This is a genomic window from Stenotrophomonas sp. 21LCFQ19 (assembly GCF_056861425.1).
In genome coordinates this window covers 249133-263405 of record NZ_JBSPUF010000002.1, presented here as the reverse complement: position 1 = coordinate 263405, position 14273 = coordinate 249133, and the positions used below count along the sequence as shown (strand labels likewise).

General features: G+C 64.0%; 17 protein-coding genes. 2 read left to right on the top strand and 15 right to left on the bottom strand.

Going from position 1 to position 14273, the window contains the following annotated elements:
• Window positions 1–124: 124 nt before the first annotated feature.
• The 10 genes from lexA to rlmE all read right to left on the bottom strand — a co-directional run bounded on the left by lexA (window position 125) and on the right by rlmE (window position 9844).
• Window positions 125–772 carry a transcriptional repressor LexA gene (lexA, locus tag AC13FW_RS03375; protein WP_482988188.1) on the bottom strand — a complete coding sequence of 216 codons (648 nt, stop codon included), beginning with the start codon at window positions 770–772 and terminating at the stop codon, window positions 125–127.
• A gap of 51 nt (window positions 773–823) precedes the next feature.
• Complete coding sequence (gene ubiB, locus AC13FW_RS03370; protein ID WP_482988187.1) at window positions 824–2503, bottom strand: 2-polyprenylphenol 6-hydroxylase; 1680 nt, start codon at window positions 2501–2503, stop codon at window positions 824–826.
• Window positions 2504–2538: 35 nt separating this feature from the next.
• Window positions 2539–3033 carry a CinA family protein gene (locus tag AC13FW_RS03365; RefSeq protein ID WP_482988186.1) on the bottom strand — a complete coding sequence of 165 codons (495 nt, stop codon included), beginning with the start codon at window positions 3031–3033 and terminating at the stop codon, window positions 2539–2541.
• A 228-nt stretch (window positions 3034–3261) separates the two neighbouring features.
• Window positions 3262–4572 (bottom strand): ribosome rescue GTPase HflX, encoded by a 1311-nt coding sequence (hflX, locus tag AC13FW_RS03360; protein WP_482988185.1) that lies wholly within the window; start codon window positions 4570–4572, stop codon window positions 3262–3264.
• A gap of 14 nt (window positions 4573–4586) precedes the next feature.
• Window positions 4587–4874 (bottom strand): RNA chaperone Hfq, encoded by a 288-nt coding sequence (gene hfq / locus AC13FW_RS03355; protein WP_282271171.1) that lies wholly within the window; start codon window positions 4872–4874, stop codon window positions 4587–4589.
• A 92-nt stretch (window positions 4875–4966) separates the two neighbouring features.
• The gene (gene miaA / locus AC13FW_RS03350) at window positions 4967–5920 is read right to left on the bottom strand and encodes a tRNA (adenosine(37)-N6)-dimethylallyltransferase MiaA (RefSeq protein WP_482988184.1); all 954 of its coding nucleotides are present in this window, start codon (window positions 5918–5920) and stop codon (window positions 4967–4969) included.
• The gene (gene folP / locus AC13FW_RS03345) at window positions 5920–6816 is read right to left on the bottom strand and encodes a dihydropteroate synthase (protein ID WP_482988183.1); all 897 of its coding nucleotides are present in this window, start codon (window positions 6814–6816) and stop codon (window positions 5920–5922) included. Before folP ends, miaA begins: the two co-directional genes overlap by 1 nt.
• A 108-nt stretch (window positions 6817–6924) precedes the next feature.
• Window positions 6925–7113 (bottom strand): hypothetical protein, encoded by a 189-nt coding sequence (locus AC13FW_RS03340; protein WP_482988182.1) that lies wholly within the window; start codon window positions 7111–7113, stop codon window positions 6925–6927.
• Window positions 7114–7227: 114 nt separating this feature from the next.
• A complete protein-coding gene (ftsH, locus tag AC13FW_RS03335) occupies window positions 7228–9153 on the bottom strand; it encodes an ATP-dependent zinc metalloprotease FtsH (protein WP_481614480.1) in 1926 nt (641 codons plus the stop codon).
• 58 nt (window positions 9154–9211) lie between these two features.
• Window positions 9212–9844, bottom strand: a complete 633-nt coding sequence (gene rlmE / locus AC13FW_RS03330; protein WP_282271929.1) for a 23S rRNA (uridine(2552)-2'-O)-methyltransferase RlmE — start codon at window positions 9842–9844, stop codon at window positions 9212–9214.
• A 64-nt stretch (window positions 9845–9908) separates the two neighbouring features.
• Here rlmE and yhbY point away from each other — a divergent pair, with 64 nt between their 5' ends.
• Both yhbY and AC13FW_RS03320 read left to right on the top strand, forming a co-directional pair.
• Window positions 9909–10214 carry a ribosome assembly RNA-binding protein YhbY gene (gene yhbY, locus AC13FW_RS03325; RefSeq protein WP_282271931.1) on the top strand — a complete coding sequence of 102 codons (306 nt, stop codon included), beginning with the start codon at window positions 9909–9911 and terminating at the stop codon, window positions 10212–10214.
• A gap of 16 nt (window positions 10215–10230) precedes the next feature.
• Window positions 10231–10611, top strand: a complete 381-nt coding sequence (locus AC13FW_RS03320) for an Mth938-like domain-containing protein (protein ID WP_296249158.1) — start codon at window positions 10231–10233, stop codon at window positions 10609–10611.
• 375 nt (window positions 10612–10986) lie between these two features.
• Here AC13FW_RS03320 and AC13FW_RS03315 read toward each other — a convergent pair whose 3' ends face one another.
• From AC13FW_RS03315 to surE, 5 genes are all read right to left on the bottom strand, one after another.
• Complete coding sequence (locus tag AC13FW_RS03315) at window positions 10987–11247, bottom strand: hypothetical protein (protein ID WP_482988181.1); 261 nt, start codon at window positions 11245–11247, stop codon at window positions 10987–10989.
• Window positions 11248–11343: 96 nt separating this feature from the next.
• Window positions 11344–12123 (bottom strand): peptidoglycan DD-metalloendopeptidase family protein, encoded by a 780-nt coding sequence (locus tag AC13FW_RS03310; protein WP_482988180.1) that lies wholly within the window; start codon window positions 12121–12123, stop codon window positions 11344–11346.
• The gene (locus AC13FW_RS03305; protein ID WP_282271935.1) at window positions 12120–12734 is read right to left on the bottom strand and encodes a YqaA family protein; all 615 of its coding nucleotides are present in this window, start codon (window positions 12732–12734) and stop codon (window positions 12120–12122) included. Before AC13FW_RS03305 ends, AC13FW_RS03310 begins: the two co-directional genes overlap by 4 nt.
• Before the next feature lie 19 nt (window positions 12735–12753).
• Window positions 12754–13431, bottom strand: a complete 678-nt coding sequence (locus AC13FW_RS03300; RefSeq protein WP_282271936.1) for a protein-L-isoaspartate(D-aspartate) O-methyltransferase — start codon at window positions 13429–13431, stop codon at window positions 12754–12756.
• Window positions 13428–14207 (bottom strand): 5'/3'-nucleotidase SurE, encoded by a 780-nt coding sequence (gene surE, locus AC13FW_RS03295; RefSeq protein ID WP_282271937.1) that lies wholly within the window; start codon window positions 14205–14207, stop codon window positions 13428–13430. Before surE ends, AC13FW_RS03300 begins: the two co-directional genes overlap by 4 nt.
• Window positions 14208–14273 lie beyond the last annotated feature (66 nt).

Sequence of the window (14273 nt, the reverse complement as noted above, 5' to 3'; positions counted from 1 at the left end):
GACAAGGATACCGACAGCAGCCCAAACGCCCGCCCTACGTAAGGAAAACAGTCAGTTGCGGCTGCGAAATGCGCAGATCCGAGCTCAGTTGGTTTCAATTCCGCGAGCCTCAAACCGGCCGGTTTCAGCGATTTGGCCTGAGCAGGCCGCAATACAACCCTTCGATGGAGAAATCCTGATCGGGCAGGACTTCGATCGGCGCATAGTCGGGGTTGCGTGGCAGCAGACGGATCCGGTCCTTGGCGATCTTCAGCAGCTTGACCGTGATTTCGTCGTCGATGCGCGCCACCACGATCTGCCCGGAGGTCGCATCGCGAGTGCGGTGCACGCCGATCAGGTCACCATTGAAAATGCCTTCGTCGATCATCGAGTCGCCCTGCACTTTCAGCAGGTAATCCGGCGCCGGCGAGAAGAACACCTTGTCCAGCACCACGTAGTCATCCGAACCGATGTCGGCACCGATCGGCAGGCCAGCAGCCACCCGGCCCAGGATCGGCAGGCGCAGCACATCGTCGTTGGCGGCCTGCGCAGGCGCCTGCGACTCCACATCGCCCTCGCCTTCCTGGCGCACCAGGCGGATGCCGCGCGCACGACCAGGAACGCGCTCGATGGCGCCGGCCGCTTCCAGGGCATCCAGGTGGTATTGGGCCGAGCGCACACCCTTGAAACCAAAGGCGCGGGCGATCTCGGTCTGCGATGGCGGCATGCCCTCGGCCTCGATGCGCTCAGCGATCAAGTCGAGGATGGCCTGCTGGGTGTCGGTGAGGTTCATGGTTAGTAGTATTACTACTAACAAAAAGATCTGCAAGCCCCTCAGCGAAAATCAGTGGTGGCGACCGCTGCGCCAGATCGAGAACAGTATCCACACCCCGCAGATGCCCGCGCCCACGAAGCCGCACAGGCCCAGCGCCAGGAACCAGCGGCTGGAAAGCCCGCCTACGCTGTGCATCACGATCGACGAGCCAATGATCAAGGCAGCGGTGATTACGCCAACCACCAGGCGGTTGGCGGCGCGGTTCACCTGATCGCCGAAGCCCTGCAGCGCAGTGGTTTCCACGCGCAACTTCAGCTGCCCGCGCCGCGCTGCCTGCACCAGCCGGCGCAGATCACGTGGCAACTCTCCTGCGAGATCCAACATCCCCAGCAGGCTGCGCCGGCCACGCTTGAGCAGCGCCTTGGGCGCATAGCGCTGCAGCACCACCCGCTCCAGGAATGGGCGCGCCGCACTGGCCATGTCGAAGTCCGGATCCAGTTGCCGGCCCATGCCTTCCAGGGTCAGGAAGGCCTTGATCATCAGCGCCAGGTCGGCCGGCAAGGTCAGGCTGTAGCTGCGCAGCAACTGGGTGATGTCGCCAAGCATCAGGCCGATGCGCAGGTCCTTCAACGGCACGCCGCGGTATTGATCGACGAATTGGCTGATGTCCTGTTGCAGGCGACCTTCGTCCACCTCCACGCCACCGGCCCAGTCCAGCAGTACGTCGGCAACCACCTGCGGCTCCTGCTCGACCAGCCCGTGCAGTAGCTGCGCGACCTGGAAACGCCGCGTTTCGGACAGCGCACCGACCATGCCGAAGTCGATCACGCCGATGCGGCCGTCGCGCATGTAGAAAATATTGCCGGGATGCGGATCGGCATGGAAATAGCCGTCTTCCAACACCATTTTCAGCACGATATCGGCGCCACGCCGGGCCAGCGCTGCACGATCCAGACCGGCGTCGTCGACGGCCTCCAGCTTGCGGCCGGGAATGCCATCAACGAAGTCCTGCACGTTGAGGCTCTCGCAGGTCCACTGCCAGTGCACGCCGGGAATCAGGATGTCATCGCGGCCATCGAAGTTGCGTGCGATGCGCTCGGAATTGCGGCATTCGGCGGCGAAATCCATCTCGCTGCGCAGCGAGATGGTGAACTGCTGCACCACTTCAGCTGGTCGATAGCGGCGCAGATCGGGCAGCCGCGCCTCGACGATTTCAGCCAGCCGCGCCAGCAAGCGCAGATCGGCTTCAACCACATCGCGGATGCCTGGCCGGCGTATTTTCAGTACCACCTCGCGGCCATCATGCAGACGAGCGCGGTGCGCCTGCGCCAAGGAGGCGGCAGCCATCGGGGTTTCATCCAGGAAGGCGAATACCTGCGCTGGCGGCGCGCCGAGATCAGCCTCCAGCTGCTCGCGGATCGCGGCATAAGGCAACGCGGGCACTGCGTTCTGCAGCTCGGACAGCTCGGCGATCCACTCCGGCGGCAACAGGTCCACGCGCGTGGCCAGTACCTGGCCAAGCTTGACGAAGGTCGGCCCCAGTTCCTGCATCGCGCTGCGCACGCGCACCGGCGCGGTCATCCGCAGCATCTGCTGGCTGTCGTTCCAACGCACCAGCCGACCCGCGCGTTCCAGCACCGAGGCCAGCCCGGTCCGGCGCACCACGTCGCCGAAACCATAGCGGATCAGAACTGCGGCTATTTCCTGCAAGCGGCCCAGATCACGGACCGTGCCCAGTGTTTCCCACATCGCGACTCATCCCGGTTGCTGGCCGGGCCAGCATGTCATAGATGGTCGTGGATGCCGCGCAATGCCGCATCCACGGTTTGCCTGCGTACCGCATCGCGGTCGCCATCGAACTGGAACAGCTGCGCGCGCGCATAGCCGCCGCGGCGCTTCCAGCCAATCCAGACGCTGCCGACCGGCTTGTCCGGACTGCCGCCGCCGGGGCCGGCGATGCCGGTCACCGCCACCGCCACACCTGCGCCGGAATTGATCAGCGCGCCGGCCACCATTTCCAGCACGGTTTCGCGACTGACCGCACCAAACTGCTCCAAGGTCTGCGCGCGGACGCCGAGCAGGCGCTGCTTGGCTTCATAGCTGTAGACCACCATGCCGCAGTCGAAGAACGCAGATGAGCCGGCGATATCGGTCATGCTCTTGGCGATCCAGCCGCCACTGCAGCTTTCCGCGGTCACCAGCTGCAGCGTGGCCTGCTGCAGGCGTTCGCCGAGCGCGGCGGCCAGGGCATTGAGATCGGCATCGGTTGGATTGGACATTGCGGTAAAGGGGGCTGGGAGGAGAACCCTTACGTTTTACCGCAGATGACGCCCGCGTGTCAGGGCACAGCCCAGCTGCGAGAGTTGTAGGAGCGGCGTAAGCCGCGAAGCTGATGATGCTGAAGTGGCTGGCAGCTGTGCCATCTGATGACGCATCTGCTTCGCGGCTTACGCCGCTCCCACAAACAAGACAGCCGGCACGGGGCCGGCTGTCTCTTTCCACCCGAATCACCATTCGGGCATTTTTTCCGGCAACAGCGGGCGTATCACCGCACCATCCTCGCTTGCTGCCAGCTTCTCGGCTTCGGCAATCGGGATATCCACGTCGATCAGCCAACCTTCTTCATCGGCCTGTTCACTGCGGATGACCTCCAGCTGGTGCAGGCGTGCGCGCAGGCGGCCAGCACTTGGCGGCAGACGGATCTGGCCGGTGACATGTTGCAGGCCCAGGCGCTTGCCCAATACCGATTGCAGCAGTTCCAGCCCGCGGCCATCACGCGCAGAAATCCATACCCGCTCGCGCCGTGACTCGTCCGGCACGCCATCCTGCGCGTCGTGGCGCACTTCAGCACCTTCGATGCGATCGATCTTGTTGAACACCAGCAGCTGCGGCAGGTCACCCGCGCCGACGGCTTCCAACACTTCGTCGACCTGGGCGATACGCTCCTCGCGCAGCGGATCGGCGGCATCGACCAGATGCAACAGGAAATCCGCCTCACGCGCTTCGGACAAGGTAGAGCGGAACGCCGCCACCAGGTCATGTGGCAGGTCGCGCACGAAACCGACGGTGTCGGCCAGCATCGCGTTGCCACCCGGCAAGGTGATACGCCGCACGGTGGGGTCCAGCGTCGCAAACAGCAGGTCCGCGGCGTAGGCACCGGCGCCGGTCAAGGCATTGAACAAGGTGGACTTGCCGGCATTGGTATAGCCGACCAGCGCGATGCGCGGCATTTCGCTGCGCACGCGCGCGCGGCGCATCTGGGTGCGCTGCACCTCGACCTTCTCCAGCCGCTTCTGCAGCTGCTCCACCCGCTTCTGCAGCAGGCGGCGGTCGGTCTCCAGCTGGGTTTCACCCGGGCCACGCAGGCCGATGGAACCACCGCGTTGGCGCTCAAGGTGGGTCCAGCCGCGGACCAGTCGCGTGGCGATATGCCGCAGCTGGGCAAGCTCCACCTGCAACTTGCCTTCATGGCTATGCGCACGCTGGGCGAAGATGTCCAGGATCAGGCCGGTACGATCAATGACCCGGCGTTCCAGGTAGCGCTCAAGATTGCGCTCCTGCACCGGACTGAGCTGATGGTTGACCAGCACCAGATCCGCGCCAGTGGCATCGGCCGCAGCCTTCACCTCTTCCAGCTTGCCGCTGCCGATCAGCGTGGAGGGGTTCGGCCTGTCCATGCGCGCAGTGATGGTCGCGGCAACACTTGCCCCGGCCGAGCGCGCCAGATCGGTGAATTCCTCCAGTACATCTTCTTCCAGCCGGCCAACATGCGGCTGGATCAACAGCGCATGTTCGCCCTTTTTAGAGCGGTCAAACATGCGCCGCCACCTGCTTATTCGTTGTCGTTGTCGATATCGTCATCAGCTGCCTGACTTCCGTCGCCCGATTGCACGTAGCCGCCACCCGGCCCCACGCGCACATTGCGCGCCGGCACCACGGTGGAAATGGCGTGCTTGTAGACCATCTGGCTGACCGTATTGCGCAGGAGCACCACGAACTGGTCGAACGACTCAATCGTGCCCTGCAATTTGATGCCATTTACCAGGTAGACCGAAACAGGCACGCGCTCGCGACGCAACGCATTCAGAAACGGATCCTGCAAAGACTGCCCCTTGGACATCGTCTACTCCTCGTTATTGTTTTTATGGACCGGACCGATGGCGGCATCCCCTGCCCGTCCGGAACCCTGATGGTACACCGCCGCGCGCTCGCTCAGCCTTGCAGAAAGCGGGAAACCGCGTTCTGCACACCGGACATGTCCCGAACCGGGTCGAACCAGCGGGCATCCAGCTCGCCGCGCAGCCAGGTGAGCTGACGCTTGGCCAGCTGGCGGGTGGCGAACACCCCCTTGTCACGGAACTCGGCGGCCGTGCCCAGCCCGTCCAGATACTGCCAGGCCTGCCGGTAACCGACCGCACGTACCGCCGGCAGATCCAAGGGTGCGGCCACCGCTGTCATCTCTGGCAAGGCCCGCAACGCCCGCACTTCCTCCAGGAAACCACGCTCCAGCATCAGGTCGAAGCGTCGCTCGATGCGCTGATGCAGTACCGCACGGTCGGCCGGAGCCAGCACCAGCTTCAGTACCCGCGCCGGCAGGCGCGCGATGCCTGGCAGGCCTTGCCAATAGCTGATCGGCTTGCCGGTCAGCCGGTACACCTCAAGCGCCCGCTGGATGCGTTGCGGGTCGGTGGAATGGATGCGCGCCGCAGCGATCGGGTCGACTTGCGCCAACTGTGCATGCAGAGCCGGCCAGCCACATGTCTCGGCCTCGGCAGCAATCGCTACGCGTGTCACCGGATCGGCCTCCGGCATCGGCGACAACCCCTGCAGCAAGGCACGGAAATACAACCCGGTACCGCCAGCCAGGATCGGCAACTTGCCACGCGCAACGATGTCACGCACGGCCTCGGTGGCGTCAGCGGAGAACTCGGCCGCCGAATAGGTCTGCCAGGGGTCGCGCAGGTCCAGCAGGTGATGGCGGATACCATCCTGCTCGGCGGCATCCGGCTTGGCCGCGCCAATGTCCAGGCCACGGTAGACCAGCGCCGAATCGACGCTGACGATCTCACCCTCATAGGCTTTGGCCAGCGCGATGGCCGCGGCCGTCTTGCCCGAGGCGGTCGGCCCCATCAGGGCGATGGCCAAGGGGCGTTGATCGATGCTCATCAATCCTCGTCCGGCCAGCGCAGCATGTCCGGCTTGGCGGCGCGCGGCGCCGGCACCGCATCGAATGCAGCCAGCACCTTGAGCGCGTCAACCGTCGCGGCCACGTCGTGCACACGCACCATCATCGCCCCCTTCTGCACCGCCAGCAGATGCGCGGCCAGCGAACCGGCCATGCGCTCGGCAGCCACCGTCCGCCCGGTGACATCACCAATGCAGCGCTTGCGCGAGAAGCCCGCCAGCACCGGCGCGCCCAGATCGTTCAAGCGATCCTGTGCGGCCAGCAAGGCAAAGTTCTGCGCGGTGTCCTTGTTGAACCCGTAGCCCGGATCGATCAGCAGGCGCTTGCGTCCGATACCGGCCATTTCCGCGGAGAAAACACGCTCAGCCAGAAAGCGCTGCACATCGCCGGCTATATCAACATAGGCCTGGGCGAGGCCTGCATCGTAAGGGCCGCCCACTGCGTGCATCAGCACCACTGCCGCCTTGGATGCAGCCACCACCTCCAGCGCGCCAGGCTGCCGCAATGCCTGCACGTCATTGATCATGTGCGCGCCAGCCGCCAGCGCGGCGCGCATCACTTCCGGCTTGAAGGTATCCACGCTCAGCGGCACGGCGACCTGTGGAAGCAAAGCCTCGATTACCGGCACGACGCGGTCAATCTCCTCCTGCACCGACACCGGGCTTGCACCCGGACGGGTGGATTCACCACCGATGTCGAGCAGATCCGCGCCCTGCTCGACCAGCGCCAGGGCATGCGCGACGGCAGCAGCGGTGTCTGCATGCTGGCCACCATCGGAAAACGAATCCGGGGTGACATTGACGATGCCCATCACCTGCGGCCGATCCAGCCGCAGCGTACGGTCGCCACATTCCAGGGTGGGGAAAACATCAAACATGGGCGCTCCGGTGGACTGCAACAGCGCCTAGTTTAAGCCACCGCAACGGCGCGCCAGCGAAGCCGGCGGCACACTCTCAACCAACAGAAGACAGCGCAATGCCGGCGATCAGTCCTTGTTGCGGGCGCGGATACGGCTGCCAATCAGGCTCAGGATCACGCCCAGCACCACGCCGATGAAGATACCGGCGAGGAAGTTGTTGGTCTTCACCCCGAAACCAACACCGGCCACGGTGGCGATGATCATCTCCGGCACGTTGGCCGAGGGCGCCTTTGGCGGCGGCGTGGAATCACTCATGGGACACAACCAGGGAAAATCAAAGTACCGCTATTCTCGCCCAGCACGACGGCTGGCGCATAAAAACGGGCCGGAAAACCGGCCCGTTCTGTTTGTATCGATGCTGCTGTCGGCTCAGTGCTGGCCGGCAGGATCGGTGATCGGCGTCACCGGCTGCGGAGCGTCGCCACCCTTGCCGTCGTCGGCACGGTCGTTGTTGCCGCCCTTGTCCACCCAGCCTGCGGGCGGCGACGGCTTGCGACCTTCCATGATCGCCTTGACCTGCTCGGCGTCGATGGTTTCCCAGTCCAGCAGCGCGGCAGTCATCGCTTCGACGATGTCGCGCTTTTCGTCCAGGATCCGGTACGCAACGTTGTACTGCTCGTCGAGGATGCGACGGATTTCCGCGTCCACCTTCTGCTGGGTAGCCTCGGAAATGGTCTTGCTGTGCATGCCATAGCCGCCTTCTTCGTCGGCGTAGACCATGATGCCCAGCACATCGGACATGCCGTACTTGGTGACCATGCCTCGGGCCAGCTTGGTAGCGCGCTCGAAGTCGTTGGAGGCACCGGTCGACATCTCGCCGACGAAGATCTCCTCGGCGATGCGGCCGCCGAACAGGATCGCCAGCTCTTCCAGCATGCGCTCCTTGTACTTGCTGATGTGGTCGTGCTCCGGCAGCTGCCAGGTCAGGCCCAGCGCCCAACCGCGCGGCATGATGGTGACCTTGTGCACCGGGTCGGCCTTGGGCAGCGACATGGCGACGACGGCATGGCCAGACTCGTGATAAGCGGTATTACGACGCTCTTCCTCACGCATGACCATGCTGCGGCGCTCAGGACCCATGTAGATCTTGTCCTTGGCGTCCTCGAAGTCCTTCATGTCGACTTCCTGCTTGTTGCGACGAGCCGCAAACAGGGCGCCTTCATTGATCAGGTTGGCCAGATCGGCACCGGAGAAACCCGGGGTACCGCGTGCCAGCACTTCCGGACGCACGTCGTCGGCGGCCGGCACCTTGCGCAGGTGCACGCGCAGGATCTGCTCGCGGCCCTTGATGTCCGGCAGGCCGACCATGACCTGGCGGTCAAAACGGCCCGGACGCAGCAGCGCCTTGTCCAGCACGTCAGGACGGTTGGTGGCAGCGATCACGATCACGCCTTCGCCGCCTTCAAAGCCGTCCATCTCGACCAGCATCTGGTTCAGGGTCTGCTCGCGCTCGTCGTGGCCACCGCCGGTGCCGGAGCCGCGGTGACGGCCAACGGCATCGATTTCGTCGATGAAGATGATGCACGGCGCATGCTTCTTGGCCTGCTCGAACATGTCGCGCACGCGGCTGGCGCCGACGCCGACGAACATCTCGACGAAGTCCGAGCCGGAGATCGCGAAGAACGGGACCTTGGCCTCGCCGGCAATGGCGCGGGCCAGCAAGGTCTTGCCGGTACCCGGCGGACCAACCATCAATACGCCGCGCGGGATCTTGCCGCCCAGCTTGGTGAACCTGGAGGGGTCACGCAGGAACTCGACCAGCTCGCCAACTTCTTCCTTGGCCTCATCGCAGCCAGCGACATCGGCAAAGGTGACCTTGATCTGGTCTTCGCCCTGCAGCTTGGCGCGGGATTTACCGAAGGACATCGCGCCCTTGGCACCGCCGCCACCGCCCTGCATCTGGCGCATCATGAAGATCCAGAAGCCGATCAGCAGCAGTATCGGCAGGAACTGCAGCACGATGCCCCAGAAACTCGGGCCAGCCGGTTCCTGACGGGCAACTTCAACGTTCTTGGAATACAGCTGGTCCAGCAGCTTCGGGTCAGCCGGTGCGTACAACGCGCCGTCGGAGCCATCAGCACGCTTGAAGCGCAGGTGGTTGGTGGTCAGCGTGGTCTTGTCGGTGTACTCGACCGACTTGATCCGGCCCGCATCCACTTCCTGCAGGAACTGCGTGTAATTGCGTGCATCGCCAGCGGCGGCTGCCCCACTGCGTGGAGCAAAGCTCTGGAACACCACCATCAGCACGACGGCGACAACCACCCATAAAAGGAGGTTCTTGGTCAGGTCGTTCATCCTCATCGGCTCCGGTGTCCCTCTAGATACTAATTACAGAAAAGTCGTATGGCTGAGCTTACTTTATCTGGGTGCGCTTGCCCTGCCCGAGGGCATAAACCTCAGGTGAACGCTTGCGCGAGGCATCCGGCTTGCGAATGGCGACTTTTTCATAACGACGGCGCAGTTCACGCACGTAGTCGTCAAAGCCGACGCCCTGGAACAACTTGATCAGGAACGCCCCACCCGGCTTGAGATGGTTATCGGCAAAATCCATCGCCAACTCCGCCAGGTGCATCATCCGCGGCTGGTCAACCGCATCCATACCACTCTTATTGGGGGCCATATCCGACAGCACAAGGTCTACCGGCTGGTCGCCAACCATGGCTTCGAACTGCGATAGGACCGTTTCTTCCCTGAAGTCCCCGTGAAGGAACTCCACGCCAGCCAAAGGCGGCATCTCCAGGATATCCAGCGCCAAGACACGACCGGTGTCGCCCATCTGCCTGCGCACCTGCTGCGACCAGCCACCCGGCGCGGCCCCCAGATCGACCACCACCATATGCGGCTTCAGCAGGCGGTCACGCTCCAGCAGCTCCTCCAGTTTGTAGGCCGCGCGCGAGCGCATGCCCTCCTTCTGGGCCTTTTTCACAAAGGGATCGGAGAAATGTTCTTTCAGCCAGCGCTGGCTACTTTTGCTACGGGAAGGCATTGGCAATGGGGCTCACAGGGGTGGTCATGATACCCTGAACCCCCTTGATTACCTGTAGTCCTGCATGTCCATCGTCCTGACCTCGGCCCAGAACCGATTCCTGCGCGGCATCGCGCACGACCTGAAAGCACTGCTGCAGATCGGTGGCAAAGGGGTCACCCCGGCCTTTTTGGCCGAACTGGACGAGGTGCTGGAGCGCCATGAACTGGTCAAGGTGAAGGTTGCCGCCGAAGACCGCGAAGCCCGTGACACCCTGATCGGTGAACTGATCCAGGCCAGCGGCGCCGCCCTGGTACAGCGCATCGGCCACGTCGCCGTGCTGTATCGCCCGGCCAAGGAAAAGCGCCAGATCGTGCTGCCGCGCGGCTGATCGCCGAGGAACACCCATGCAGTTCAGCCGCGAGCTTCCCGATTACATCTATTCCCTGCGCTCGGCCGATGGCCGCCATGCGCAGGTGAACGACCGCGCACTGAGCCGCAGCTTCATCCTTGCACCGAACAGCTTGATTGAAGACTGGCCGGTTGCATCGGTGGCCGAGCTGCGCGCCGAAGATCTGGACGCCGCGCTGGAACTGAATCCGGCGCTGGTGATCCTTGGCACCGGCGACAAGCAGATTTTCCCGCCAGCGGCGATCATGGCCGCCTGCCTGACCCGCGGCATCGGCATCGAGGTGATGAACAACGCCTCGGCCGCACGCACGTACAACGTGCTGGCCGGCGAAAACCGCCGCGTGGTGATGGCCATCATCCTGGAAAGCACCCCGTAGCGCGCAGCCACGCTGCGTCGGGGCATTTTTGCGTGAGCGGCGTAAGCCGCGAAGCTGACGGTTTAGTAGCCCGCAGACATGCCGGCAATCCCGACGACACCTGATTCGGTCCCTGCTGGCAAGGTCGAATGCCTCCCTGTAGTGCCGAGCCATGCTCGGCAAGGGCCTTACAGGCAATGCATCAGATGGTTCATCAGCTTCGCGACTTACACCGCTCCCACAGGCCGGTGCGTGCTGGCGCATCACTGGGCAAGCCGCTGCCGAGCATGGCTCGGCACTACGGGAAAAGCTGCAACCCCGGCAACACCTGCCGGATTTCCTGCCACACCTGCAGATATCAAGAACCCGGTGACACCGGATCCTTCATCTTGCTCTCTAGCGGGCCAGCGGCTCACCTTTCAGCCAACACACCAGCAGCATCGACACCGCCACGCAAGCATGGAAGCCGGCGAACGCGACCGGACTGGTCGTGGGCGGAAACAACAGGAACCCCGTCGGCAACAGTACCGCCACCAACGCATACACCACCCAGCCCTGCCAGGCCAAGGGCCAGCTCCACCCCTGCCCGTGACTTGCAGCCTGGAACCAGTACCTCGGCTTCTGCATCTGCCCACCCTCTTCAAACATGGATGCCATCACGGCACCGAAGCAATCCCGGCACTGCCCTCGACTATTGGGTCTGACACATCTGCTGCAGGTCCCGCCCGATGATCAGGACGGGACCGCAGACATCTAGCGGCTTGGCAGATAGACCAGCGGATCGACCGGCTTGCCGTTGTAACGGATCTCGAAGTGCAGCATGTCGCGTGAGGTGCCGGTACGGCCCATCTCGGCGATCTGGTCGCCGGCCTTGACGCTCTGGCCCTCGTTGACCAGACGCTTGCGGTTGTGGCCGTAGGCCGACAGCCACTGGTCGTTGTGCTTGATGATGATCAGCTCGCCATAACCAACCAGGCCAGCGCCGGAATACACCACCACACCAGGGCCCGCGGCACGTACCGCCTGGCCGCTGCTGCCAGCGATATCCACGCCCTGCTTGGTGGCTTCACCCGCGACAAAACGGCCCACCAGGGCACCCTCAGCAGGCCAGCGCCAGCCGATGCCGCTATTGACCGGCGTGGGTGTAACCACCGTTGGCTGCGTTACCGGACGGGTAGTGGTAGTCGTTGAACCCCCAGCAGCCGGTGGCCGGCTGGCAGTCGCCCCGCCCGGATACAGCCGCAGCGCCTGCCCCGGATAGATGGTGTATGGCTCGGACAGGCCGTTCCAGGCAGCCAGATCACGCGGGGTGATGTTGTTTATCCGGGCTATGCCGAACAAGGTATCGCCACGACGCACGATGGCCGTCTGTCCCGGCTTGGGGACAGAGGTGCGCGGCGTGGTCGAGGCAGATGAACCCGAACTGCCGCCCGAGGGCTTCACCACCGTGGCAGTTCCGCACGCCGCCAACGAGACCACCGCCAGAACGGCCAGCGCCCTGCTCAAGCTCTTGCCCACCATCAATGCATTCATGCGAATTTAGCCCTCCAGACCAGCCACGCCACCAGGCCCACCACCAATGCGGTGGCAATCCAGCCCAATGGCTCAATCCAGCGCCGCAACCGCTCAGCCGCCTGTGCGCCGCCGAAGCGGATCACCGCCGCCAACAAATAAACCCGCTTGCCGCGCCCAACCAGCATGCTCAACACATACTGCGGCATCGGCACGCCGACGATACCCGAGGCCCACGTGAAGACCTTCATCGGGATGGGCATGAAGCCACCCAGCACCAGGAAGGTGAACACCGCCCATGGCGACTCCGCCATCTTGGCTTGCAGGGTAGCGATACCGCTTTCAATCGCCGGCAGCATGCCCATCGCCTCGAACAGCGGCTTGATCACCTCGAAGGCGTAATGGCCCAGCGCATAACCCACCATCGCGCCGGCCATGGAACCAATCAGGCTCAGGGTCGCAAAGCGCCAACCCTTGCGCGGCTGTGCCACGCACATCGGCATCAGCATCACTTCCGGCATCACCGGGAAGATGATGGCCTCGATGAAACTGAGCACGGTCAAATAAGTGGGCGCACGCTCATTGGCAGCCCAAACCATGGCGCGGTCGTATAACGGCCCGAAAATCTTCATTCAGAGAGTAGTCCTGTTCTCAGTCCAGCATGCCCGGCAACAACGGCACGAAGCTCACCGGCGCCAGCTCTTCCTGGACAATGGTGCCATCGGCCTGCCGGGTCAGTTGCAACAGCACCTGTCCGCCCGGCCCGCCAACCGGTGCCACCAAGCGGCCGCCGACGGCCAACTGGTCGATCAAGGCATCCACCAGCGCCGGTGCAGCAGCTGTCACCACGATGGCATCGTACGGGCCGTGCTCTGGCCAGCCGATACGGCCGTCGTCATGCTTGGTGCGGATGTTCATACCCAGATGCCGGAAGCGCTTGCGCGCCTGTCGCAGCAGGTCGCCGATGCGTTCGACGGTGAACACCTCAAGGCCCAGCGCGCCAAGGATGGCGGCCTGGTAACCCGAGCCAGTGCCGACTTCCAGCACCTTTTTCGGCGCGACCGCCAACACCACTTCGGTCATGCGCGCCACGACCCAGGGCTGGGAGATGGTCTGGCCATGGCCGATCGGCAGTGCGGTGTCCTCGTAGGCGCGTGAGGCCAGCGCCTCATCAATGAACAGGTGCCGTGGCACCACGCGCACAGCGTTGAGCGTGGCCTCATCGGCAATGCCCACTTCGCGCAGGCGGTCGACCAGACGGTCGCGCACCCGCTGCGAGGTCATGCCGATACCCACGGCCTCCGGCTGCAGGCGCAGGCGCGGCGTCATTCAGGCTTCCCCAGGGTTTCGGTCAGCCCACCCACCCAGCTGGCGACCTTTTCCAGCGCCGAATAGCGGGTCAGGTCGACCTGGATCGGGGTGATCGAAATATGCCCGGTACGCACGGCGTGGAAGTCGGTGCCGGGACCTGCGTCCTGTTCACTGCCGGCCGGGCCGATCCAGTACACGGTATTGCCGCGTGGATCGGTCGCCGGAACACAGGCTTCGGCGCGATGACGATTGCCAAGCCGGGTGACCTCGAAGCCTCGGATCTGCTCCCATGGCAGGTCCGGCACATTGACGTTGAGGATGGTGTCGGCCGGCAATGGATCAGCGATCAGCCGCGACACGATCTCCACCGCGGCACGTGCTGCGGTGACGAAGTTCTTGGCTTCGTGCTTGTGGGTGACCAGCGACACCGCCACCGAGGGCAGGCCGAGGTGGCGCCCTTCCATCGCCGCCGACACCGTGCCCGAATAGATCACGTCATCGCCGAGGTTGGCGGCATTGTTGATGCCTGACACCACGATGTCCGGCTCGAATTCGAGCATGCCGGTCAGCGCCAGATGCACGCAGTCGGTAGGCGTACCCGCCACCGCGCAGGTGTAGTGGTCAATGCGGCGCAGACGCACCGGTTGATCCAGCGTGAGTGAGTTGGATGCACCGGAGCGATCACGGTCCGGTGCCACCACGGTGACTTCGTGTCCGGCGTTGCGAAGCTCCTCGGCCAACATCTTGATGCCGGGGGCGTCCACACCATCGTCATTTGATACAAGTACGCGCATTAAAGGCCTGGGTTACTGGATCAACACGCGACGCTCCCACTCAGCGCCGCAATCGCCGGAACCTCC